We start from the raw sequence: 23,786 nt of genomic DNA, 5'->3' as shown, positions 1-23,786 counted from the left end.
TATGCGCTAGTTAGCAAAATTGTTATTAGCTTCCACCTCCGGCTCCGCCGCGACACTCAGCCGGACGACACTTTGCGTCCAAGTCACCGCCCGTGCAATCCCAGACGATCTGCCCATCTGGTACCGTACCTGCCGCAAGAGCAGCTCCTGCAGCATCTGCCGGTGCAAACTCGATCGTACCACCACAAGCAGCGGCAGTATAAGTAACGGTAATTACTCCCGTGTTAGCATCTACACCAACTGACTCAACATTCTTTGTTGCAACCGGCTCTGTCCAGCCAAGCGTTAAGTCATCAGAAGCGTTGAATGCATTTTCCCCAACAGTGACTTTAGCAGCAGAAGCAAAGCTCAAACCCTCCGCTACTCGTGCACGCATCATATAATCTTGATAAGCTGGTAATGCAATAGCTGCTAGAATACCGACAATCGCCACCACGATCATGAGTTCGATCAAGGTGAAGCCTTGCTGATACTTTTTCATAATTTTCTCCGCTATGGATGATGAACGTCGCCTGAAATGGAAGGCCAAATGCGACTTGCTTTTGCCTTCACGACCTTCCGCACGCCATAGAGCAGCTTACGTGCCAAGCATCATTTATGCAGCGAATTAGGCATCAATGGCCTAAATCCAGGGTTTTCCTGTGATCGATATCACACTTTCACTATCTACCCACCCATGCCTTTGTCGCACCCCTCAATGACAGTCCCCGATCCTGTCACTCCACCCAGTGAAAAATGCAGGCCGATGTCACACCTGTTTTTTGCTCCTGAGCGATCGTTGCGCCGCGCCACAACCATGGATCGACCCGTCGATATCCGTGAAATCGGACGTATTGCGCGTCGCCAGCCGCAACAAGGCGCCCCCATTCAATAGAAGTCCAGATACCACTCCACGAATCGCGCCACGCCCTCGGCCACCGGCGTGCCGGGTTTGTAGCCGGTGTCCCGGACGAGATCGGCGACATCGGCGAAGGTGTCGGGGACATCGCCGGGTTGTAGCGGCAGCATCTCCATTTCGGCCTTGCGGCCCAGGCACTGTTCCAGGACGGCGATGTATTCCATCAGTTCGACCGGCTGGTTGTTACCGATGTTGTAGACGCGGTAGGGGGCGCGGCTGCTCGCCGGGTCGGGCTTGGCGCCGCTCCAGTCGGGGTTGCTCGCGGGCACGCGGTCGAGGACGCGGATCACGCCTTCGACGATGTCGTCGACATAGGTGAAGTCGCGCCGGTGTTTGCCGTAGTTGAAGACCTGGATCGGCTCGCCGGCGAGGATGGCGCGGGTGAACTTGAACAGCGCCATGTCGGGCCGACCCCAGGGTCCGTAGACGGTGAAGAAGCGCAATCCGGTGGTCGGGAGCTGGTAGAGATGGCTGTAGGTGTGGGCCATCAGCTCGTTGGCCTTTTTGCTCGCGGCATAGAGGCTGAGCGGATGATCGACGTTGTCGTGGACCGAGAAGGGCATCTCGGTGTTGGCGCCATAGACCGAGCTGCTGGAGGCATAGACCAGATGCTCGACGCCGTGATGACGGCAGCATTCCAGGATATTGGCGAAGCCCACCAGATTGGTGTTGACATAGGCCATGGGGTTTTCGAGCGAGTAGCGCACGCCGGCCTGGGCCGCCAGATTCACCACGCGCTCGGGGCGATGGGTGCGGAAGACCTCGGCCAGTCCGGCGCCGTCCTCGATGTCGAGCCGCACGTCGGTGTAGTTCGGATGGTCGAGGGTGCGTGCCAGCCGGGCTTCCTTGAGCCGGACGTCGTAATAGTCGTTCAGATTGTCGACCCCGATCACGGTGTCGCCGCGTTCGAGCAGGCGCAGTGACAGGGCCGAACCGATGAAACCGGCACTGCCGGTGATCAGGATCTTCATCGAGACTCCAAGTGTTTGAGATTACAGCCGTCCGTCGACCGCGTCGCGCGGGAGCAACTGTTTGACGTCGTAGAGGATGGCGCCCGGCTTGCCGAAGGCGCGGATACGTTCGGCGCCCCAGTCGGCGAACTCGCGATGGGCAACGGCCAGGATGATGGCATCGTAGGCGCCGTGCTCGGGTTGCTGCACCAGTTTCAGGCCGTATTCGTGCTCGGCCTCGGCTGGATTGGCCCAGGGATCGTGGACGTCACAGCTCAGACCATAGTCCTGCAACTCGGCCAGGATGTCGACCACGCGCGTGTTGCGCAGATCCGGGCAGTTCTCCTTGAAGGTCAGGCCCAGGAGCAGCACGCGGCTGTTCTGGGTCAGGCCGCCACGCCGCACCATGAGCTTGATGACCTCGCCGGCGACATAAGCGCCCATGCCGTCGTTGACGCGCCGTCCGGCCAGGATGACTTCTGGGTGATAGCCGATCTCCTGGGCCTTGTGGGTCAGATAATAGGGGTCGACGCCGATGCAGTGTCCGCCGACCAGTCCGGGACGGAAGGGCAGGAAGTTCCACTTGGTCCCGGCCGCTTCCAGCACCTCCAGCGTGTCCAGTCCCAGTCGGTTGAAGATCAGCGCCAGCTCGTTGATGAGGGCGATGTTGAGATCGCGCTGGGTGTTCTCGATCACCTTGGCCGCCTCGGCGACGCGAATGCTGCTGGCCAGATGAGTTCCGGCGGTGATGATGGAGCCGTAAAGCGCGTCGATGAAGCGCGCGACCTCGGGCGTGGAGCCGGATGTCACTTTCTTGATGGTGGTCAGTCGATGCGCCTTGTCGCCTGGATTGATGCGTTCGGGGCTGTAGCCGGCGTAGAAATCGCGGTTGTAAGTCAGACCCGAGAGGCGCTCGATGATGGGGATGCAGACCTCTTCGGTCGCTCCCGGATACACGGTCGATTCGAAGACGACGATCCTGCCCGGTTTGAGGATGGAGCCGATGGCGCGGCTGGCCGATTCGAGCGGACCGAAGTCCGGCTGCTTGTGGGCATTGATCGGCGTGGGGACGGTGACGATCAGCACATGACAGTCGGCGAGTGACTCGATCGCGTCGGCGTATTCGAGTCGGCTGGCGGTCCGCAGCTCGTCCGGCTCGACTTCGAGCGATGAGTCGCGCCCGGCGCGCAGCTCGGCGACCCGCGCCGCATTGATGTCGAAACCGATGGTCTGGTAGCGCTTGCCGAACTCGACGGCCAGCGGCAGCCCCACATAGCCAAGCCCCAGAATTCCGATCCGGGTGCTGGCGAGATCCGAATGAAAGGCGGCGTCCACGTTGTACTCTCCTGAGTGGTGATGCATTAGCCGTTACCAGCGAAGATCCGGTAGGCCGGGTTGTCGGTCTCGTCCCAATGCGGATAGCTCAGACCGTCGAGTGATTGCGCGAAGTCGGCGTAATCTTCCGGCGGGATCTGCACGCCCATGAGCACCCGCCCATAGGCTGCGCCATGGTTGCGGTAATGAAAGAGGCTGATGTTCCAGCGTTTGCCGAGTCCGCTCAGAAAGTTGAGCAAGGCTCCGGGACGCTCGGGGAACTCGAAGCGCACCAGCCGCTCGTGCTCCAGTCCCAGCGCGTGGCCGCCGACCATGAAACGAATGTGCTGCTTGGCCGTTTCGTTGTCGGTCATGTCGAGCACCTTGAAGTCCTTGTCGGTCAAGCGTGCGATCAGTTCGGCGCGCTCATCCTCGCCCTTGGACAACTCGATGCCGACGAAGACCTGGGCGCGGCGGCTGTCGGCATAGCGATAGTTGAACTCGGTGATCTGGCGCTTGCCGAGCGCGCGGCAGAAGCTCAGGAAGCTGCCCGGACGCTCGGGGATCTCGACGGCGAACAGCGCCTCGCGGTGCTCGCCGAGTTCGGCGCGCTCGGCGACATGGCGCAGTCGGTCGAAATTGATGTTGGCCCCGCTCTCGATGGCCACCAGATGGGTGTCGCGCGTGCCCGTGGTCTCGACCCAGCGCTTGAGTCCGGCCACGGCCAGCGCCCCGGCCGGCTCGGCGATGCCTCGGGTGTCGTCGAAGATGTCCTTGATCGCCGCGCAGATCTCATCGGTGCTGACCAGCACCACCTCGTCGACCCGTTCGCGCGCGACACGGAAGGTCTCCTCGCCGATCAGTCGCACCGCCACGCCATCGGCGAACAGCCCGACCTGGGGCAGGGCGACCCGTTCGCCGGCGGCGAGCGCGGCATGGAGCGTGGGCGCGTCCTCCGGCTCGACGCCGATGATCTTGACCTCGGGATAGAGCCATTTGACATAGGCCGCGATCCCGGCGATCAGCCCGCCGCCGCCGACCGGGACGAAGATGGCGTGCGGCGGCTCGGGATGCTGGCGCAGGATCTCCATGCCGATGGTGCCCTGACCGGCGATGACGTCCGGGTCGTCGAAGGGATGGATGAACGTCAAACCCTTCTCGTCCACCAGCTCCCGTGCATGGGCATAGGCTTCATCATAGGAATCGCCATGTAGCACCACCTTGCCGCCATGGGCGCGCACCGAGCGAACCTTGATGGCCGGCGTGGTGCGCGGCATGACGATGGTCGCCTGGAGTCCGAGCCGGCTGGCGCCGAGCGCCACGCCCTGCGCATGATTGCCGGCGCTGGCCGCGATCACGCCCCGCGCGCGTGCCTCGGCGTCGAGATGGATGAGCTTGTTGTAGGCCCCGCGCAGCTTGAACGAGAACACCGGCTGCAAGTCCTCGCGCTTGAGCAGGACGGTATTGCCCAAGCGGGTCGAAAGTCGTGGCGCCAGCGTGAGCGGGGTCTCGACGGCGACATCGTAGACGCGCGCCTTGAGGATGCGATCGACGTAGGAATCGGGCATGCGGATCTCGGGTACGGCTCAGGATGGCGTAATGGTACAGGATTCGTCACGGCGGAACGTCCCGGCGCGCTTGGAGTCCCAATCTCCGGCCTCCATCTATGGATTCAGTCACGGCGAAGCCGGCACGCAGGCTCCGACGCCCCGATTCGGTGCGTCATGCGTGGATTTCAGGTGCGATCCGGTCGACCACACGCCGGACGCGCGTGCTCTATGGGGGCAGGATTGGGCGCTTGACGCACTAATTCGGTGCGGATTAGCTTTCTCCAGCGACAGGCCGCGCACGCGCCGCACCGCGACTCAGCCTAGCCTGTCGATGGTTCGATCATTGCTTCATCGAAAGAACATCATCCAGACGGCGTCGGTGATCCGGCTTCCGGAACCCCAGGCACGCGCGCCCGACGCGGTCGAAGACCACCGTCCGTTTCCAAGTAGTGAGGTATGAGTCCATGTCGATCTTCGAACGCTATCAGGCCCGCTACGAAGCCTCCCGCGAGGAGGTGCTGAGCCTGAACGAGTATCTGGAGCTGTGCAAGGCCGATCCCTCGGCCTATGCCGGCCCGGCCGAGCGGTTGTTGATGGCGATCGGCGAGCCGGAGCTGATCGACACCCGCGACGATCCGCGTCTGAGCCGTATCTTCCAGAACAAGATGATCCGGCGCTATCCGGCCTTCGCCGAGTTCTACGGCATGGAGGAGTCGATCGAGCATCTGGTCTCCTATCTCAAGCATGCCGCGCAGGGGCTGGAAGAGAAGAAACAGATCCTCTATCTGCTGGGGCCGGTCGGCGGCGGCAAGTCGTCGCTGGCCGAGAAGCTCAAGGAGCTGATGGAAGAGCGGCCCTTCTACGCCATCCAGGGCTCGCCGGTGTTCGAGTCGCCGCTGGGCCTGTTCTCGCCCGAGGAAGACGGCGCCATCCTGGAAGAGGACTACGGCATCCCGCGCCGTGCCCTGCGCACCATCATGTCGCCCTGGGCGGTAAAACGCTTGCAGGAGTACAACGGCGACATCACCAAGTTCAAGGTGGTCAAGCTCTATCCCTCGATCCTGGAACAGGTCGCGGTGGCCAAGACCGAGCCGGGCGACGAGAACAATCAGGACATCTCGGCGCTGGTCGGCAAGGTCGACATCCGTCAGCTCGAACGCTTCGCCCAGAACGACGCCGACGCCTACAGCTATTCGGGCGCGCTGTGCCGGGCCAATCAGGGATTGATGGAGTTCGTCGAGATGTTCAAGGCGCCGATCAAGGTGCTGCATCCGCTGCTGACCGCGACCCAGGAGGGCAACTACAACGGCACCGAGGGTCTGTCGGCCCTGCCGTTCCAGGGCATCATCCTCGCGCACTCGAACGAGTCCGAGTGGCAGAGCTTCCGCAACAACAAGAACAACGAAGCCTTCCTCGACCGCGTCTTCATCGTCAAGGTGCCCTATTGCCTGCGCGTGAACGAAGAGGTGCGGATCTACGACAAGCTGTTGCGCAACAGCTCGCTCGCGGCCTCGCCCTGCGCGCCCGGTACTCTGGAGATGATGGCGCAGTTCTCGGTCCTGACGCGCCTGAAGGAACCGGAGAACTCCAGTATCTTCTCCAAGATGCGCGTCTACAACGGCGAGAACCTGAAGGACACCGACCCCAAGGCCAAGTCGGTGCAGGAATATCGCGACTATGCCGGGGTCGACGAAGGCATGAGCGGGATCTCGACCCGCTTTGCCTTCAAGATCCTGTCGCAGGTGTTCAACTTCGACCACAGCGAGGTCGCGGCCAACCCGGTGCATCTGCTCTATGTGCTGGAGCGCCAGATCGCGCGCGAGCAACTGCCGCCCGAGACCCAGGAGCGTTATCTCGGCTTCCTCAAGCAGTATCTGGCTCCGCGCTATGCCGAGTTCATCGGCAAGGAGTTGCAGACGGCCTATCTGGAGTCCTATGCCGAGTACGGTCAGAACATCTTCGACCGCTATGTCACCTATGCCGACTACTGGATCCAGGATCAGGAATATCGCGACCCGGACACCGGCGAGATGATGAACCGCGCCATGCTCAACGAGGAGCTGGAGAAGATCGAAAAGCCCGCTGGGATCTCCAACCCCAAGGACTTCCGCAACGAGATCGTCAACTTCGTGCTGCGCGCGCGTGCCAACAATGCCGGGTCCAATCCGAAATGGACCAGCTACGAGAAGCTGCGTGTGGTCATCGAGAAGAAGATGTTCTCCAACACCGAGGATCTGCTGCCGGTCATCTCCTTCAACGCCAAGGCGTCGGTCGACGAGAAGAAGAAGCACGACCAGTTCGTCGACCGCATGACCGACAAGGGCTACACGCCCAAGCAGGTGCGCCTGCTCTCGGAGTGGTATCTGCGCGTGCGCAAGTCGCAGTAATAGGCAACGGCTATGTCACACTTCATCGACCGGCGTCTGAACGGCAAGAACAAGAGTGCGGTCAACCGCCAGCGCTTCCTGAAGCGTTACAAGACCCAGCTCAAGCGGGCCGTGGCCGACGCGGTCGACAAGCGCAGCATCACCGACATGGATTCCGGCGAGAAGGTCGGCATCCCATCGCGCGACATCTCGGAGCCGGTGTTCCATCACGGCAAGGGCGGGGTGCGCGACATGGTGCATCCCGGCAACAAGCAGTTCGAGTCGGGTGATCGTATCCGCCGGCCCGAGGGCGGGCAGGGCGGCGGTTCGGGTCAGGGGCGCGCGAGCAAGGACGGGCAGGGCGAGGATGAATTCGTCTTCGAGCTCTCGCGCGAGGAGTTCATGGATCTGCTGTTCCAGGATCTGGAACTGCCCAATCTGGTGCGCAACCAGCTCATCGGCACCACCGAGTTCAAGACGGTGCGCGCCGGCTATTCGACCCAGGGCGCGCCGACCAACATCGACGTGGTGCGCTCACTCAAGGGCGCGGTCGCACGGCGGACCGCGCTCGGTGCGCCCTCCCGCGCACGGATCCGCGAGCTGGAGGAAGAGGTCGCGCGTCTGCTCGCCGACGGGATTCCGGAGACCGACCCGCACATCGGAGAACTGCGCGCCGAGATCGACCGACTCAAGACCCGGATCGCCGCGCTACCCTTCATCGACACCTTCGATCTGCGCTATCAGAGCTTCGTCAAGCTGCCCGAGCCGACGAGTCAGGCCGTCATGCTCTGCATCATGGACGTCTCAGGCTCCATGGATCAGGAGCGCAAGAATCTGGCCAAGCGCTTCTTCATCCTGCTGTACCTGTTCCTGAAGCGCAATTACGACCGGATCGAGGTGGTCTTCATCCGTCATCACACCATCGCCCAGGAGGTCGACGAGGAAGATTTCTTCTACTCGCGCGAGACCGGCGGCACCGTGGTGTCGAGCGCGCTCAATCTGGCCTATGAGGTGGTCAAGGAGCGCTATGACCCGAGCGTCTGGAACATCTATACCGCCCAGGCCTCGGACGGCGACAACTGGGATTCGGACTCCAGTCTCTGTCGCGACCTGCTGATCGAGAAGCTGATGCCGCTGATGCGCTATTACGCCTATGTCGAGATCACGCCGCGCCAGCATCAGAGTCTCTGGTATGCCTACGAGGAAGTGATGGCCGCGCATCCGCACTTCGCGATGCAGGAGATCGGCGGCGCCGAGGACATCTATCCCGTCTTTCGCGAGTTGTTCAAGAGGCAGACGGCATGAGCACACGACTCATCACGGACTCATCCGAGTGGTCCTTTCCGCTCCTGGAGCGGTTCGACCGGGAACTCGGCCGCCTGGCCCACGAGGTCTACGGACTCGACACCTATGCCAACCAGATCGAGGTCATCAGCTCCGAGCAGATGATCGACGCCTATTCCTCGGTCGGACTGCCGATCTACTACCACCACTGGTCGTTCGGCAAGCAGTTCGTCGCCACCGAGCAGACCTATCGGCGCGGTCAGATGGGGCTGGCCTATGAGATCGTCATCAACTCCGATCCCTGCATCGCCTATCTGATGGAGGAGAACAGTCTGCCGATGCAGGCGCTGGTGATCGCCCATGCCTGCTACGGGCACAACAGCTTCTTCAAGGGCAACTATCTGTTCCGCACCTGGACCAGCGCGGACGCCATCATCGACTATCTGGTCTTCGCCCGGAAGTACATCGCCCAGTGCGAGGAACGCTACGGTCATGACGAGGTCGAGCTGCTGCTCGATTCCTGCCATGCCCTGATGAACCACGGCGTCGACCGCTACAAGCGACCCTCGCCCCTGTCGATGGCCGAGGAACAGCGCCGCCAGCGCGAGCGTGCGGACTATATCCAATCGCAGATCAACGACCTCTGGCGCACCCTGCCGCCGGCCGCCGAGCACGACGCGTCGCAGAGCGAGGCGCGCTGGCCGGAGGAGCCGCAGGAGAACATCCTTTATTTCATCGAGAAGAACGCGCCGCTCCTCGAACCCTGGCAGCGCGAGATCGTGCGCATCGTGCGGCGGATCGGGCAGTATTTCTATCCGCAGCGCCAAACACAGGTCATGAACGAAGGCTGGGCCACCTACTGGCATTACACGCTCATGAACCATCTGTACGACGACGGACTCGTCAGCGATGGCTTCATGATCGAGTTCCTGCAATCGCACACCGGCGTGGTGTTCCAGCCGCCGTTCGACGCGCCCTATTACAGCGGCATCAATCCCTATGCGCTCGGCTTTGCCATGATGCGCGACATCCGCCGCATCTGCGAGTCACCCACGGACGAGGACCGCTACTGGTTCCCCGACATCGCCGGCGGCGACTGGATCAAGGTGCTCGACTTCGCCATGCGCAACTTCAAGGACGAGAGCTTCATAGCCCAGTTCCTCTCGCCCAACCTGATGCGCGAGTTCCGTCTGTTCGCCATCACCGACGACGATCTGGAGGAACATCTGGAGGTCAAGGCGATCCACGAGGAAAGCGGCTATCGCGCCCTGCGTCAGGCGCTCGCGGAACAGTACAATCTGGGCACGCGCGAGCCGAACATTCAGGTCTACAATGTCGACCGGCGCGGCGACCGCTCGCTGACCCTGCGTCACTTCGCGCACCAGCGCCGCCCGCTGGGCGACTCGGTGCCGGAGATGCTGCGCCACATCCGCCGTCTGTGGGGCTTCACCGTGCGCCTGGAGACGGTCGACGACCGGGGGCGGGTCGAACTCATCGGCGAGGTTTGAATTGACGACATGAAGGCATCGCTTCCACTGGTTCTGCTGTCCTGGCTGACCCTCATGACGCCCGCGACCGGGCGCGCGAGCGAACTGCTCGCCTCGACCCTGGAGGCGTTCCGCGAGTCCAGGACGCTGGCCATCGACGGCGTGCCGCTGCTCTCGGCCGCCGTGCTCGCCGATTTCTATGTCCAGCGCGGCTACAGTCTGGCCTGGTCCAAACCGGCGCCGATCGAGGCCTTGCTCGAACTCGTCGAGCAGAGCGACACCGAAGGCTTCCGCCCCGAGGACTTCCACGTCGAGCGTCTGCGCGCGCTGAGTCGTCCGGGTGCGCTCGACGCACTCCAGGGCGCCGCGCGGCTCGCCGCCGATCTGCAACTGAGCGATGCGTTATTGCGCTATGCCCATCACACCCGCTACGGCAAGCTCGATCCGGTCGCCATCGACCGAAAGTGGAACGACCGCGCGCCGTTGCCGGCCGAACGTCTGATCGCCGACATGCACGGCGCCCTGGAGGCCGACGATCTGGCCGATTTCCTCGACGGACGCTTCCAGCAGCCCTTCTGGTACCAGGATCTCAAACGCGCCCTGAGTCATTACGCCGGTGCGCGTCGGCTCAAGGATCTGACGCCGCTGCCCGGCGGACCCGTGCTGTCGCTCGGCAGCCGGGGCGAGCGCGTCGTCCAGTTGCGCGAGCGTCTGCGTCTGCTCGGTTATGGCGAGCGCGAGGAATCCGACCGGCCCGAGACCTTCGATGCCGCCCTGAGCGAGGCGGTGCGCGCCTTTCAGCGTGGTCATGGTCTCGGCGCCGACGGCGCGGTCGGTCCCCAAACGCTCGCGGCAATCAACGATCCCGTCGACGAGTCCAGGGTCGAGCGCATCCGGATCAATCTGGAGCGCATGCGCTGGCTCTACGAGGATCTGCCGCCCGACTATGTCTTCGTCGATGTCGCCGACTACATGGCCCATCTGGTGCGCGGCCGCGAGATCGCCTGGAGCACGCGCGTCATCGTCGGCAAGGAGGATTCGCAGACGCCCATGTTCCGCGACCGGCTCGATCATCTGGTGCTCAATCCGACCTGGACCGTGCCGGTCTCGATCCAGAAGAAGCTCGGCAACGTCTCGGCCAAATACACCCTGATCGATCGACGCACGGGGCGCCGGGTCAGCGGTGGCAATGCGGCCGACTACAGGCGCTATCGCGTCGTCCAGCAGCCGGGACCGGACAACGCGCTCGGGCGGGTGAAGTTCATGTTCCCCAACCGCCATGCCGTCTACATGCACGACACGCCCAGCAAGGCGCTGTTCGGACGTCCGGCGCGCGCCCTCAGTCATGGCTGCGTGCGTGTCCAGAATCCGATGAAACTCGCCGAACTGCTGCTGGAGGAGTCGAGCTGGGACCGGACGCGCATCGACAGCGTCCTGGAGGGCGCCAAGACGCGCTATGTCAATCTGTCGGAGCCTTTACCCGTACTGCTCTATTACCTGACGGCGCGTGCCGATGCCGAGGGCAATCTCCGTCTGCGCCGCGATGTCTATGGTCGCGACCCGGCGGTGGCCGAGGCGCTCGACCGGCCGGTGCAGCGCACGCGGATCGCGCCCTATGAATTCCTGCCGCTCGAAACGACCTCGCCCGATCCGGCGTTGGAATCCAGTGTACGCCTGACGCGCTCGGATGTCGGTGAGCGCTAGCCGTAGCGCCCTGGATCTGGCCTGCAAACCCCGATCACACAGACTCGAAAACGGGCCGACCATTAGAATGCACAATAGATAGATGCGCTAAATCCTTGCCTGATCTGGCGAAACTAAAGCTTGCCTCCGTGGTGTCCTGGCGGTTAGGATCTCGCCGCAAACGAGTATCCGAAGGGTTCTTGCTCAAGCGCCCAAACACCAAACGACACGCGGAGGAAGCGTTTTGGTCCATCGACGCAACTGGCTATCACCCTTGGCTCTAGCACTTGCGCTCTTGCCAATCACTCAGGCCCAGGCCCTCACCACCGAGGGTATGGCCTCCTACTACGGAGATCGCTTCAATGGCCGCCGCACCGCCAGCGGCGAGCGATTCGACATGCACGAGCTGACGGCGGCGCATCGCACGCTGGAGTTCGGCACTCGGGTTCTGGTGACCAACAAGGTCAACGGCCGCTCGGTCGAAGTCACCATCAATGATCGCGGTCCCTATGTTCAGGGCCGCTCGATCGATCTCTCCAAGGAAGCGGCGCGCGAGCTGGGCATGCTCGGCCGTGGCGTGGCTCCGGTCGAACTCAGGGTTCTGGAGTTCGGCGGCTCGACGCCGGCGCCATCCGGATCCAACGATCTGGCCGTGGCCCAGGCCCAGCGTCTGCTGATCGATCTGTTCTGAACCCCGCCTTCCCGATCCCTACGAACCAACCGGCCACGCTCTCGACCCGCCGCTGATTGGGCGAGGCTTGAGCGTGGTTCGGTTCGAGATCCTGCGCCATCCCTGGCGTGGCCTCTACTGAGCAGTCCCCGGCGCGGGTTCCGTCTTCCAGGGCTGGATGGCGACCGCCGAGACGCTGTTCTTGGGTGAGCCCTCGATGATCCGGTCGCTGTAGCTCAGATAGACGAGTGCGTTGCGCGGTCCGTCGTAGAAGCGCACGACCTGGAGGCTCTTGAACAGGAGCGAGGTCCGTTTCTTGAACACCTGCTCGCCGTCGCGTTTGCCGGAGCGCACGTCGTCGGGCAGGGCGATGGGACCGATCTGGGTGCATTCGATCGCGGCATCCGAGGTGTCTTCGGCCACGCCGACGGCGCCCGAGACACCGCCGGTCTTGGCCCGGCTCAGGTAACAGACCACGCCGGGAATCTCTTCGTCCTGAAAGACCTCGATGACGATCTTGTCGTTGGGACCCATCCATTTGAACTTGGTCGAGACACTGCCGATCTCTTCGGCGAGTGCGTGACCGGACAGGACGCCGATCAGTAGCGGCATCATGAGTGCTCGACGCATGGCGTTTTCTCCTTTTCTCCTGGTGTTCAGTAGTGCTTCAGGTGCGAGCGCCGAACAGGCGGACGTGCTCGCTGTGACTGCGCGTGAGTGCGTCTTCCATCGAGACGCCGAGGAACCAGTTGCCGGTCAGGGCCAGCCGTGTGCCGGCGAGGGCGGCGTCGAGACGCTCGACGAGCGCGAAATGGCCCTTGCGGAGCGCGGGCAGACGGTTGTGGATGCGCGACTGGGCCGCGATCCGTTCCGGCGCGACGCCCAGTGTCTGGCAGGCGCGGCGGACTTGGGCGTCGGCGTCGAGCGCGCCGGGGCGGAAATGGAAGGCAAAGCCGCGATACTGACCGTCGGGCAGGAAGTCGCGCGAGACGGCGGAATAGAAGGCGTCCTCGACGGCGATCAGGCCGGCGATCGGCGGCAGTTCCAGGTCGTCCTGGCGGAAGACCAGGACCAGGGTCTCGATCTCGGCCATGCCGATGCCGGCGACCAGGGCGCGTGCATCCTCCAAACCCGCCGGGATCAGTCTGGCGGCGACATCGGGCGGCACGGCCAGGGTCAGATGGGCGGTGCTGATCGCGGTTCCGTCCTGGAGCCGGACGCGGAAACCCTCGCCCTCGGCTTCGACCTGCTCGATCCGCTGCCCGGTGCGCACATCGAGCGATTTCTGGGCGGCGATGGCGTTCGGGATGGTTGCGAGGCCCTCGGCGAAGGTGAAGGCCTTGATGACCTCCTTGCGACGTGGTTTACGGCGAAACAGCGCCTCGGCCGGGTAGTCGTCGGCTGGCTGGCAGATGACGGCCTGGAAGGCGTGCTGAAGCAGATCACGATAGTTGCGCTGGCCGAGCACGGCGCCATAGTAGTCGCGCACACTGCGCCCGTCCTTGGGTTCCTTGAAGAGCTTGGGAATCGAGCGCGCACCCTCGAACAGATGCAGGGCCGAGAGGATGGAGCGGCGCTTGCCCTCCTTCCAGAGCTTGTAGCCGACCTTGACCTTGGGATGAACCTGGCTGGTCAGCCCCAGATCGTCGAGGATGGACAGCATGTGGCCATAGCTGTTGAAACAGGTGTGACCGCCGGCCTCGGTCCAGAAGCCGCCGAGCGCGGGGAACGTCTGGCTGTTGATGCAGCCGCCGACGCGGTCGCCGGCTTCGAGCACGAGTGTGCTCAGGCCGCGCCGGGCGGAGAAATGCGCGGCGCCCAGTCCGCTGATGCCGGCGCCGATGACGATGTGGTCGAAGTCTGTGCTCATGGGGCGGGATTCTGTCCAGTCGGGTCGTTGTCATCCGGGGTCGATTCGATCTCGTCGAGACGCAGATGGCTGAGGTCGGGGATGCGCACCGGCTCGGGTGTCTGCTCGCAGTCGGCCAGACTCCAGTCCGAACCGCCGACCAGACTCAGATGGCTGAGATCGAGGTCGGGCATCTTAACCCTGGGCGGCTCTTCGAGGAACTCGAAGCCGCCCTCGGCGGTGAGATTCGTGGTCGCCGTGTCCGCCTTGGAGCCGATCTCGGGGCGGGCGTCGGACGCCGGTTCGGAAGCCGCACGAGCGACGACAGGCTCTTGGGCGACCGCCGGCGGTGATCCGCTGGGAGCCGGTGGCCGTGGAGCCGTCCCGGCCGCTTCGATCGCCCGCAGCGTTACCAGGGCGCCGGCCTCCTCGAAGACACGCTTGTAGCGCGCGGCCGTGGCCAGATCGGCGTCGCGCTTGACCGCGACCGGCTTGCCGGTGAAGAGACGCTCGACGCCGGCGGTGTCCAGCTTGAAGGCCGTGCCCAGACGCTCGCGCGCCAGACGCGGATCGGCGTCCGGCTTGAGCGTGCCGTCGAACAGGATGTCGAATCGTGCCTCTGACATGGCCACTATCCCCAATGATGAGTCGCGCGGCCCGATCGCCGGTGGCGAACGGACCGCCAGGTCACTCCCAAGCGCTGGATCAATCGGTCAGCGGTTTCGACAGCGTGAAGGCGCCGCGGATGTCGCCGACCTTGAAGCCGCGCGCCCGGTCGTTTGGATAGTGTTCGTCGAGCGCCTTGAGAACCGGCTCGCCGATGGTCTCGCCATGACAGGCCAGACAGAGTTCCTGGGTCGGGATCGCCTTCATGAAACGGAACGACCGTCCCCCATCGTCCTCGACCACCTCGGCCTGGGTCAGGGTGTCGACAGGCTGGCCATCGGCCAGACGGGTCTCGAAGGATTCGAGTACCCGCGTCTCCCAGGCGTCGGGCGTGTTGAGCGTCGTGTTGCGGGTCTTGAGGCTGGTGCGTCCCACCTCCCAGCCGCTCGACTCCGACAGCTCGGCGGCGATGGCCGGGGCGCGGTCCTTGCAGACGGAGATCGCCTCGACCGGACCGCCAGTCTCCATCGCGGACTTGAGTTCGGACTGCAACTGTCCGGCGAATTCCTTGATGAGCCCCTTGGCCTCCTCGGTCATGGGATCATCGGCCGAAGCCAGGGCCGGCGTCAGGCCGGTCAGCAGGTACAGGCCGGCGGCGGTCAGGATCGGGCGTGCGATCGGGTGCATGATGTCGTCCTCTCGTGTGTATGATCAAGCGTTGCTCAGGCTTAGGATCGGTCATGCGTCCGTCGGGATCAAGTCTGGCCGTACTCGATGGCGCTCGTCTCGGCCTGGCGTCTCCCGGACGCGCGAGATCCTGCTCGAGACGCCTCCCGGCTGAGCGCCCCTCGTTCGGCCAGGGCGCGCGCCGTCGCCCCGTCGCTGTCCGCGACCAGCCGCTCGGGCGGCCCCTCGGCCAGGATACGCCCGCCGCCCGCGCCGCCCTCGGGACCGAGATCCAGCACCCAGTCGGACTCGGCGATCAGATCCAGATTGTGCTCGATGACCAGCACCGAATGCCCGGCGTCGACCAGTCGATGCAGCACCGCGATCAGGCGTTCGACATCGGCCATGTGCAGCCCGACCGTCGGCTCGTCGAGCACATAGAGCGTCGGGCGATTGGTGACGCCCTCGGCGCCGGGGCGCGCCTTGGCCAGTTCCGTCACCAGCTTGATCCGCTGCGCCTCGCCGCCCGACAGGGTCGGACTCGGTTGACCCAGGGTCAGATAGCCGAGACCGACGTCCTGCAGCAGCCGCAACGGATGGGCGATGGCCGGATGGTTGGCGAACACCTCGACGGCGGCATCGATGCCGAGCGCGAGCACCTGTCCGATGTCCAGTCCCCGATAGCGGATCTCGCGCGTCTCGCGGTCGAAGCGACTGCCGCCGCAGACCTCGCAGGTCAGACGCACGTCGGGCAGGAAGCTCATCTCCAGCTTGCGCAGACCCTGGCCCTCGCAGGCCGGGCAGCGTCCGGCGCTGGTGTTGAAGGAGAAGCGCGCCGGCGTCCAGCCGAGCAGACGTGACTCGGGCGTGGCGGCGAACAGCTTGCGCACCGCGTCCCAGAAGCCGACATAGGTCGCGGGGCAGGAGCGGGGCGTCTTGCCGATCGGGGTCTGATCGACCTCCAGCACGCGGCTGAGCGTCTGCCAGCCGTCGAGCGTGCGGCAGCCGACGAGGTCGGTGCGCCGGGCGCGGCGTCGGGTCGTCGGTCGATCGCCGGCCAGGAGCGTCTTCAGGCTTCCGACCAGCACCTCGCGCACCAGGGTCGACTTGCCCGAGCCGGACACGCCGGTCACGCACACCAGCCGCCCGAGCGGCAGGCGCACGTCGAGATCCCGGAGATTGTTGAGATTGGCCCCGCTGATCCGCAGCCAGTCGCTCCGCTCATCGACCGGACGGGGCGGACGCGAGCGCCCGTGCGATCGACCGAGAAAACGCCCGGTGATCGACTCCGGGTTGGCGATCAGTTCGTCCGCCGTGCCCTGCGCGACGATGGCGCCGCCCTGGACGCCCGCGCCCGGCCCCAGATCGATCACATGCTCGGCGCGGCGGATGGTCTCCTCGTCGTGCTCGACCACGATCACGGTGTTGCCCTTGCCCTCCAGCCGGCTCAGGGTGTCGAGCAGCAGCCGGTTGTCGCGCGGATGCAGGCCGATGGTCGGTTCATCGAGCACATAGCAGACACCGCGCAGGTTCGATCCGAGCTGGGCGGCGAGCCGGATCCGCTGGGCCTCGCCGCCCGAGAGCGTCGGTGCGGCCCGGTCGAGCGCGAGATAGCCCAGCCCGACCTCGGCCAGGAATCCGAGCCGCTCGCGCACCTCGGCGATCAGGTCGCGCGCGATGGCCTGTTCGCGGTCGTCGAGCCGGAGCGCGTCGAGCCAGTCGGCGGCGGTTTCGACCGTCAGGGCCGAGAGTTCGGCGATCGAGTGTTCGCGGAAACGTACTGCCAGCGCCTCGGGACGCAGACGCGCGCCCCGGCAGGTCGGGCAGGGTTCGCGCGTTGTGCCGTCCGGGTGTTCGAGCCACTGGGCTTCCTCGCCGGTCTGTTCGGCATCTAATCCGGGCAGCTTCAAGCCCGTGCCCAGACAGTCCGGGCACCAGCCGTGCGGCGAGTTGTAGCTGAACAGCCGTGGATCGGGTTCGGGGAAGGCGCGTCCGCAGGCTTGACAGGCGCGCTCGGTGGAGTAGGGCGTCTCGCTGTCCCAGGCGTCGCCGACCAGACGCACCACGCGAACCTGACCCTTGCCGAACTCCAGCGCCTGATCGAGTTGTGCGCGCAGTTCGGATTCCGCTTCGGGCGTGATCGTGATCGGACCGAGCGGCAGGTCGATGGAGTGCTCGCGAAAGCGGTCGAGCGTCGGCCAGCGCGTCGTCTCCACCAGCTCGCCATCGACGCGCAGGAGCGGGAAACCCAGACGCTCGAACCGCGCCGCCAGATCCTTGTAGAGCCCCTTGCGCCCGCTGACCAGCGGGGCCAGGAGCATCACCTGCTCGCCGGCCTGATCGCGCTGGAGTCGGCTCAGGATGGCCTCGCGCGTCATCGGCTCGATCGGGACGGCGCAGTCCGGGCAGTGCTGGACGCCAAGCTTGACATAGAGCAAACGTAGATAGTGATGGATCTCGGTCAGGGTGCCGACCGTGCTCTTGGCCCCGCCGCGACTGGTACGCTGTTCGATGGCCACGGTCGGCGGCAGTCCGAGCACGGCATCGACATCGGCGCGCGCAGCCGGCTGGACGAACTGACGCGCATAGGCGTTGAGCGATTCCAGATAACGCCGCTGCCCCTCGGCGAACAGGATGTCGAACGCCAGCGTACTCTTGCCGCTGCCCGAGACGCCGGTGATGACCGTGAGCCGCTCGCGCGGGATCGAGAGTGTCAAATCCTTCAGATTGTGTTCGCGGGCCTGCCGAATCTCGATGTGGTTAGGGGCGGGTGATAACGCCTGTATCGCTGCTTCTTTGATCGGTTTGGAGGCATACAGCCCAGGCCCATCGCTGATGGCCGACGACTCGGCACGATACGCCCGCAGCGCCCGCCCCGTATGGCTACCCGGATGCTCGACGACCTGATCCGGCGTCCCTGTACAGACGAGTTCGCCGCCCGACTCGCCCCCTTCCGGTCCCAGATCGATCAGCCAGTCGGCGGCGTCGATGACGTCGAGGTTGTGCTCGATCACCACCAGCGAGTGCCCCTGATCGATCAGATGGCGGAACGCCCTGAGCAGCACCGCGATATCGGCGAAATGCAGCCCGGTGGTCGGCTCGTCGAGCAGGAACAGCAGGCCGCCGTCGCGGGCCTTGTGACGCGCCGACTTGGCCAGATGCCCGGCGAGCTTGAGCCGTTGCGCCTCGCCGCCCGAGAGCGTCGGCACCGGCTGGCCGAGCCGCAGATAGCCGAGTCCGACCGCCTGTAGCGGCTCCAGCGCGCGTTTCAGCTGGCCATCGTCGGCGAAGACGTCGAGCGCCTCGGTGACGGTCATCTCCAGCACATCGGCGATCGAGTACAGAGCCTCACCGTCCCCGCCGATCCGTACCTCCAGCAGACTGTCGCGATACCGCCGCCCGTTGCACTCGGGACAGCGCAGATAGACATCGGCCAGAAACTGCATCTCCAAATGCTCGAAGCCGTTGCCGCCGCAGGTCGGACAGCGCCCGTTGCCGCTGTTGAAGCTGAAGCTGCCGGCCGTGTAGCCGCGTTCCCTGGCCAGCGGCGATTCGGCGAAACGCTTGCGGATGACATCGAAGGCGCCGACATAGCTCGCCGGATTGGAGCGCGAGGTCCGCCCGATGCTCGACTGATCGAGCAGCAGCACATCGGCGATCCGCTCATGCCCCTCGATCGCCTCGTGCGCGCCGGGCGTCTCGTCCGGGCGCCCCTTGATCTGACAGAGCGCACGGTAGAGCACCTCATGCACCAGGGTCGACTTGCCCGAACCCGAGACGCCGGTGATGACCACCAAGCGGTCGAGCGGGATGGCGACATCCAGCCCTTTGAGATTGTGCGCCCGCGCCCCGCGTACCCGCAGCCAACGCGCCGAATCGTCCGGCGGCGGGTTCGGCCGGCGCGGCGGGGCGACCTGGAGCCGACCGGCCAGATAGCCGCCGGTCAGCGACTCGGGCGCGTTGAGCAGTTCGCGCGGCGTGCCCTGGAAGACGATCCGTCCGCCATGCTCGCCCGGTCCAGGCCCGATGTCGATGATCCGATCCGCCGCGCGCATCACCTGTGGATCGTGCTCGACCACCACCAGCGAGTTGCCCCGGTCGCGCAAACGCTGGAGCACCGAGACCACCCGATCCATGTCGCGCGGATGCAGCCCGATGCTCGGCTCATCCAGGACGAAGAGGGTGTTGACCAGCGCCGTACCGAGCGCCGTGGTCAGATTGATCCGCTGCACCTCGCCGCCCGAGAGCGTGCGCGACTGCCGATCCAATGTCAGATAGCCGAGTCCGACCTCGCACAGATAGCCGAGCCGGGCGCGGATCTCGCCAAGGAGCTGGTCGAGCGCCTGATCCAGCGCACCATCGAGACGGAGCGCGTCGAAGAACGCGCGACAGCGTCCGAGCGGCAGACACAGCAGGTCGTGCAAGTTCAGACCGGGCAGCGCCGCCCAAGCGTCATCGCTCATCCGCGTGCGTGCATGGCGGAAGCGCTGGGACGGTTCAAGAATCCGCTCGGCCAATGCCCGATCGCCGAGCCGCCAGTCGAGCGCCGCGTCCCTGAGCCGCGCCCCCCGGCAGCTCGGACAGAGGTCATAGCTGCGATAGCGCGACAGCAGCACCCGCACATGCATCTTGTAGCTGCGTCCCTCCAGCCAGTCGAAGAAGCGGCGCAGTCCATACCAGACGCCCGCCTCCCAGTCGCCGTCGCCCTTGATGATCCAGGCGCGGTCGTCCTCGGTCAGATCCCGCCAGGGCACATCGGTCGGCAGGCCGCGCTGGTGCGCGAACCGGATCAGATCCTCCTGGACCTCGACATAGCTGTCGGACTGGATCGGTTTGACCGCCCCTTCGAGCAGCGACTTGGACGGGTCCGGGATCACCAGCCCCCAGTCGATGCCGATGGTGCGCCCGAAACCGCGACAGGTCTCGCACGCGCCCAGGGGCGAGTTGAACGAGAACAGATTGGGCGTCGGTTCCTGATAGGCGATGTCGCAGTGTGCGCAGTGCAGATCGCTCGAAAAACGCCAGGGTTCGAGCGCCGTGCCCTCGGCGTCGAGCGGATGCACTCGCACCCGACCATGACCCCGGGCGAGTGCCGTCTCCAGCGCCTCGATAGCGCGACCGCGATTCTCCGGGGTGACGCGCAGACGGTCCTGGATGACCGCAATGGTGTCCGGCCCCTCGCGCAACAGCCGCACATAACCCTGTTGCGCCAGCATCGACCTGACCGTCTCGACACCGAGCGCCTCGGGCACGGCCACGTCGAAGACGATCAGCACGCGCGTGTCCAACGCCGACGTCACGAGCGACTCCCAGATCGACTCGGGCGTGTCACGCACGACCGGCCGCCCGCAACCATGACAGAACAGCCGCCCGGCCCGCGCGAACAGCAGCTTCAGATGGTCGTTGAGTTCGGTCATGGTGCCGACCGTCGAACGCGAGGTGCGCACCGGATTGACCTGATCAATGGCGATCGCCGGCGGAATGCCCTCGATCCGATCGGCCGCTGGACGATCCATGCGGTCGAGGAACTGACGCGCATAGGGCGAGAAGGTCTCGACATAGCGCCGCTGGCCTTCGGCATGGAGCGTATCGAACGCCAGCGACGACTTGCCCGACCCCGAGACCCCGGTGACGACGATCAGCTCGCCGAGCGGCAGGTCCAGATCCAGGTTCTTGAGGTTGTTCTGGCGCACACCGCGCAGACGGATGGAATCGGTCACGGGAGGACTCGGCGATTGTGTATGTTCAGGTTGGGGAGTGATCGACACACTGAGCCAAACCACCACTCCAGAGCCCGCACAGGCTCCATGTGTGGTGCGCAACGGCGTGATTCAAACGCTCAGGGCCGGGTCAGACGCTCCAGCTCGGCCAGATGGGCAAGCGCGTGCGTGCGATCCGTGCCGCACATCTCCAGACTGGGCTTGAGCGAGCCGCAGACGCGCGGCCGCTCGGGCTGGCCGAAGAGCCGACAGGTCAGATCCAGGTTCAGCTGCACGCAGGCGACATCGGCCGGCTTGCCGTTCGGCATACCGGGGATGGGGCTGGTGATCGAGGCGGCGATGCAGCAGGCGGCACAGCCGGGGCGGCAGGTGACAGTCTCGGCATCCACCTCAGTGTCCCTGTCCGGCCGCGCCGGTCTCGCGCCAGATTCCGAGACGCTGCCCGAGCCGGACCCCATCCCCAGGCGCCAGCCCGGACTCCCATTCGGCCTGACCGGGCGGCAGCAGCAGAATCACGGTTGAGCCGAGATTGAAGCGTCCCATCTCCTCGCCGCGTTCCAGTCGGACGCATTGCTCGTCGACCTCGTAGTCCCAGCGTTTCGGCTCCAGGCCCGAATGCGGCGGCGTCACCTCACCGGCCCAGACCGTCTCGATGCCGCCGACGAAGATGGCGCCGACCAGGATCAGCGCCATGGGACCGGCCTCGGTCTCGAAGCGACACACCAGACGCTCGTTGCGCGCGAACAGGTCGGGCACGCCCGCCGCCGTGACGGCGTTGACGCTGAAGAGCTGACCGGGGACATGGACCATCTGATCGAGCCGCCCGTCGAGCGGCATATGGATACGATGGTAGTCGCGCGGCGAGAGATAGATGGTCGCGAAGCGCCCGCCCTCGAAGGGGTGGGGTTCGCCGGGCGCGAGCGCGAGCAGCGACTCGACGCTGTAGTCACGCCCCTTGGCCTGGATCAGCCGCCCGGCCTCGATGACACCGATCTGGCTGATGGCGCCGTCGACCGGACAGAGGATGGCCGCCGGGTCCGGATCGAGCGGGCGGGCGTCGGGCTTGAGCGCGCGAGTGAAGAAAGCGTTGAAGTGTGGATAAGCGTCCAGGTCCGGTTCCAGGGCCAGACTCATGTCGATGCGATAGATTCGCGCGAAGTGGCGGATGATGAAACGCTTGAGCGGTCGCCACCGGACACGCGCCAGCCGGTACATGCGTTCGGACAGCCAGCGCTGCGGGATGAGGTGTTGCAGGGCGATGAAGAGCCGGTCGGCGAGTGTGAGTGACATGCGGGTATCCTGTCGGCAAAAACGTCTTTGAACCACAGGGGAGCAAAGCGTGCAAAGTCTTTGGAGAAACGGAGTGGCTTCTGCGTCCCTGAAGCGCGAGGCGTTTTCGGGGCGCTCATCCGCCGATCCGCGCCCCCCAGATCTGTGCCTCCGAGAGTACCTCGGCCACATGCAGAGTTGTCGGTGCACCGTCGCGGATGACCTGGCGGCCGCGGACCCAGACCTGACGCACCTGATGGCGTCCGGCGGCATAGACCAGTTGCGAGACCGGGTGATAGAGCGGCTGGGTGTGCGGATCGCGCAGATCGAGCGCGACCAGATCGGCCGACTTGCCCAGCTCGATCGAGCCGATCTCGCTCTCCAGTCCGAGCGCGCGTGCGCCATTGATGGTCGCCATCCGCAGCGCCTCGGTCGCGGGCACGGCGGACGCCGAGCCGGACACGCCCTTGCCGAGCAGCGCGGCGGTGCGCATCTCGCCGAGCAGATTGAGATCGTTGTTGCTGGCCGCGCCATCGGTGCCGAGTGCGACGTTCACCCCGGCCTCCAGGAGCTTCGCGACCGGACAGAAGCCGCTGGCGAGCTTGAGATTGGACTCCGGGCAGTGCACGACGCTGGCGCCCGTCTCGGCCAGACGCGCGATCTCGGCGTCCTCCAGTTGGGTCATGTGGACGGAGACCAGCGACGGGCCGATCAAGCCGAGCCGGTCGAGCCGCGCGAAGGGTCGCTCTCCATGTGCATTCTCGGCGTTCTCGACTTCATCCCTGGTCTCGTGCAGATGGATGTGGACCGGCACGCCGAGTTCGAAGGCCAGGGTCGCGATCCGTTGCAGCGGCGCGTCCGAGACCGAATAAGGGGCATGCGGCGCCCAGGCGACCCGGATCAGCGGATGGTCGCGATAGCGCTCGTGCAGTGCCAGCCCCTTGGCGATGTACTCATCGGGCGAGGCGGCATAGCCGGTCGGGAAGTCGACCACGATCATCCCGATCACGGCGCGCATCCCGGACTCGGCCGTGACCTGGGCCGAAACCTCGGGATGGAAGTACATGTCGTTGTAGCAGGTCACGCCGCCGCGCAGCATCTCCAGCACGGCCAGCCGCGTCCCATCGGCGACGAAGCCGGCGTCGACCCAGCGCCCCTCGGTCGGCCAGATGTGCTCGTGCAGCCAGGTCATGAGCGGCAGGTCGTCGGCTAAGCCCCGCAGCAGCGACATGGAGGCATGGGTGTGGGCGTTGATCAGTCCTGGGATCAGGACATGACCGGGCAGCTCGACGGTTTGCTCGGCCTGGATCGTGCGCCGTGCCTCCTCGTAGGGCAGAATCGCCTGGATGCGCCCGTCGGCGACGGCGACGGCGTGATCGGTCAGCTGTCGGTTCTCGGGATCGACGGTCAGTATCCACTCGGCATGGATGAGCAGTTCGGCGTGCATCGCGCGGTCCTTTGGTTGCAGGGGGCG

17 protein-coding genes are annotated in these 23,786 nt (G+C 65.1%); 5 read left to right on the top strand and 12 right to left on the bottom strand.

From position 1 onward, the window contains the following. Window positions 1-25: 25 nt before the first annotated feature. The 4 genes from HW932_RS08285 to ilvA all read right to left on the bottom strand — a co-directional run bounded on the left by HW932_RS08285 (window position 26) and on the right by ilvA (window position 4,730). Window positions 26-481, bottom strand: coding sequence for a pilin (locus HW932_RS08285; protein WP_176976014.1), 456 nt, complete (start codon window positions 479-481; stop codon window positions 26-28). 386 nt (window positions 482-867) lie between these two features. Further along, a complete protein-coding gene (locus tag HW932_RS08280) occupies window positions 868-1,869 on the bottom strand; it encodes an NAD-dependent epimerase (protein WP_176976013.1) in 1,002 nt (333 codons plus the stop codon). A 21-nt stretch (window positions 1,870-1,890) separates the two neighbouring features. Then, window positions 1,891-3,210, bottom strand: coding sequence for a Vi polysaccharide biosynthesis UDP-N-acetylglucosamine C-6 dehydrogenase TviB (tviB, locus tag HW932_RS08275; protein ID WP_246296719.1), 1,320 nt, complete (start codon window positions 3,208-3,210; stop codon window positions 1,891-1,893). After that, window positions 3,210-4,730, bottom strand: coding sequence for a threonine ammonia-lyase, biosynthetic (gene ilvA, locus HW932_RS08270; protein ID WP_176976011.1), 1,521 nt, complete (start codon window positions 4,728-4,730; stop codon window positions 3,210-3,212). The genes tviB and ilvA overlap by 1 nt, the downstream gene beginning before the upstream one ends. 446 nt (window positions 4,731-5,176) lie before the next feature. Between ilvA and HW932_RS08265 the strand changes: the two genes are divergently transcribed. The 5 genes from HW932_RS08265 to HW932_RS08245 all read left to right on the top strand — a co-directional run bounded on the left by HW932_RS08265 (window position 5,177) and on the right by HW932_RS08245 (window position 12,223). Further along, window positions 5,177-7,099: a PrkA family serine protein kinase gene (locus HW932_RS08265; RefSeq protein ID WP_176976010.1), complete on the top strand. Its 1,923-nt coding sequence runs from the start codon at window positions 5,177-5,179 to the stop codon at window positions 7,097-7,099. A gap of 12 nt (window positions 7,100-7,111) precedes the next feature. Continuing rightward, a complete protein-coding gene (locus HW932_RS08260; RefSeq protein ID WP_176976009.1) occupies window positions 7,112-8,383 on the top strand; it encodes a YeaH/YhbH family protein in 1,272 nt (423 codons plus the stop codon). Continuing rightward, on the top strand, window positions 8,380-9,870 hold the full coding sequence (locus tag HW932_RS08255; protein ID WP_176976008.1) for a SpoVR family protein: 1,491 nt from the start codon (window positions 8,380-8,382) through the stop codon (window positions 9,868-9,870). The genes HW932_RS08260 and HW932_RS08255 overlap by 4 nt, the downstream gene beginning before the upstream one ends. 9 nt (window positions 9,871-9,879) lie before the next feature. Next, entirely contained in the window at window positions 9,880-11,553 is a 1,674-nt protein-coding gene (locus HW932_RS08250) for a L,D-transpeptidase family protein (protein ID WP_176976007.1), read from the top strand. Between the two features lie 253 nt (window positions 11,554-11,806). Beyond that, a complete protein-coding gene (locus HW932_RS08245; protein WP_425485115.1) occupies window positions 11,807-12,223 on the top strand; it encodes a septal ring lytic transglycosylase RlpA family protein in 417 nt (138 codons plus the stop codon). Between the two features lie 114 nt (window positions 12,224-12,337). On the opposite strand, the gene HW932_RS08240 is transcribed toward HW932_RS08245, so the two are convergent. The 8 genes from HW932_RS08240 to HW932_RS08205 all read right to left on the bottom strand — a co-directional run bounded on the left by HW932_RS08240 (window position 12,338) and on the right by HW932_RS08205 (window position 23,759). After that, window positions 12,338-12,832 carry a CreA family protein gene (locus tag HW932_RS08240; protein WP_176976006.1) on the bottom strand — a complete coding sequence of 165 codons (495 nt, stop codon included), beginning with the start codon at window positions 12,830-12,832 and terminating at the stop codon, window positions 12,338-12,340. Window positions 12,833-12,869: 37 nt separating this feature from the next. Next, on the bottom strand, window positions 12,870-14,072 hold the full coding sequence (locus tag HW932_RS08235; RefSeq protein ID WP_176976005.1) for a protoporphyrinogen/coproporphyrinogen oxidase: 1,203 nt from the start codon (window positions 14,070-14,072) through the stop codon (window positions 12,870-12,872). After that, window positions 14,069-14,677 carry a hypothetical protein gene (locus HW932_RS08230; protein WP_176976004.1) on the bottom strand — a complete coding sequence of 203 codons (609 nt, stop codon included), beginning with the start codon at window positions 14,675-14,677 and terminating at the stop codon, window positions 14,069-14,071. The genes HW932_RS08235 and HW932_RS08230 overlap by 4 nt, the downstream gene beginning before the upstream one ends. Before the next feature lie 79 nt (window positions 14,678-14,756). Continuing rightward, window positions 14,757-15,344: a Tll0287-like domain-containing protein gene (locus HW932_RS08225; protein ID WP_176976003.1), complete on the bottom strand. Its 588-nt coding sequence runs from the start codon at window positions 15,342-15,344 to the stop codon at window positions 14,757-14,759. Window positions 15,345-15,412: 68 nt separating this feature from the next. Further along, the gene (gene uvrA, locus HW932_RS08220) at window positions 15,413-21,043 is read right to left on the bottom strand and encodes an excinuclease ABC subunit UvrA (RefSeq protein WP_176976002.1); all 5,631 of its coding nucleotides are present in this window, start codon (window positions 21,041-21,043) and stop codon (window positions 15,413-15,415) included. Between the two features lie 119 nt (window positions 21,044-21,162). Further along, the gene (locus tag HW932_RS08215; protein ID WP_176976001.1) at window positions 21,163-21,432 is read right to left on the bottom strand and encodes a YkgJ family cysteine cluster protein; all 270 of its coding nucleotides are present in this window, start codon (window positions 21,430-21,432) and stop codon (window positions 21,163-21,165) included. Window position 21,433: 1 nt separating this feature from the next. Next, entirely contained in the window at window positions 21,434-22,333 is a 900-nt protein-coding gene (gene asd / locus HW932_RS08210) for an archaetidylserine decarboxylase (protein WP_176976000.1), read from the bottom strand. A gap of 115 nt (window positions 22,334-22,448) precedes the next feature. Further along, window positions 22,449-23,759: a TRZ/ATZ family hydrolase gene (locus HW932_RS08205; RefSeq protein WP_176975999.1), complete on the bottom strand. Its 1,311-nt coding sequence runs from the start codon at window positions 23,757-23,759 to the stop codon at window positions 22,449-22,451. Window positions 23,760-23,786 lie beyond the last annotated feature (27 nt).

It is taken from the genome of Allochromatium humboldtianum (genome assembly GCF_013385175.1).
Classification (GTDB): domain Bacteria; phylum Pseudomonadota; class Gammaproteobacteria; order Chromatiales; family Chromatiaceae; genus Thermochromatium; species Thermochromatium humboldtianum.
This window is presented reverse-complemented; position numbering and strand designations above follow the sequence as displayed.

Excerpts from the sequence above, each read along its gene's own strand:
- HW932_RS08285 (WP_176976014.1), bottom strand. The coding sequence starts at position 481 with ATGAAAAAGTATCAGCAAGGCTTCACCTTGATCGAACTCATGATCGTG.
- HW932_RS08280 (WP_176976013.1), bottom strand. The coding sequence starts at position 1,869 with ATGAAGATCCTGATCACCGGCAGTGCCGGTTTCATCGGTTCGGCCCTG.
- tviB (WP_246296719.1), bottom strand. The coding sequence starts at position 3,210 with ATGCATCACCACTCAGGAGAGTACAACGTGGACGCCGCCTTTCATTCG.
- ilvA (WP_176976011.1), bottom strand. The coding sequence starts at position 4,730 with ATGCCCGATTCCTACGTCGATCGCATCCTCAAGGCGCGCGTCTACGAT.
- HW932_RS08265 (WP_176976010.1), top strand. The coding sequence starts at position 5,177 with ATGTCGATCTTCGAACGCTATCAGGCCCGCTACGAAGCCTCCCGCGAG.
- HW932_RS08260 (WP_176976009.1), top strand. The coding sequence starts at position 7,112 with ATGTCACACTTCATCGACCGGCGTCTGAACGGCAAGAACAAGAGTGCG.
- HW932_RS08255 (WP_176976008.1), top strand. The coding sequence starts at position 8,380 with ATGAGCACACGACTCATCACGGACTCATCCGAGTGGTCCTTTCCGCTC.
- HW932_RS08250 (WP_176976007.1), top strand. The coding sequence starts at position 9,880 with ATGAAGGCATCGCTTCCACTGGTTCTGCTGTCCTGGCTGACCCTCATG.
- HW932_RS08240 (WP_176976006.1), bottom strand. The coding sequence starts at position 12,832 with ATGCGTCGAGCACTCATGATGCCGCTACTGATCGGCGTCCTGTCCGGT.
- HW932_RS08235 (WP_176976005.1), bottom strand. The coding sequence starts at position 14,072 with ATGAGCACAGACTTCGACCACATCGTCATCGGCGCCGGCATCAGCGGA.
- HW932_RS08230 (WP_176976004.1), bottom strand. The coding sequence starts at position 14,677 with ATGTCAGAGGCACGATTCGACATCCTGTTCGACGGCACGCTCAAGCCG.
- HW932_RS08225 (WP_176976003.1), bottom strand. The coding sequence starts at position 15,344 with ATGCACCCGATCGCACGCCCGATCCTGACCGCCGCCGGCCTGTACCTG.
- asd (WP_176976000.1), bottom strand. The coding sequence starts at position 22,333 with ATGTCACTCACACTCGCCGACCGGCTCTTCATCGCCCTGCAACACCTC.
- HW932_RS08205 (WP_176975999.1), bottom strand. The coding sequence starts at position 23,759 with ATGCACGCCGAACTGCTCATCCATGCCGAGTGGATACTGACCGTCGAT.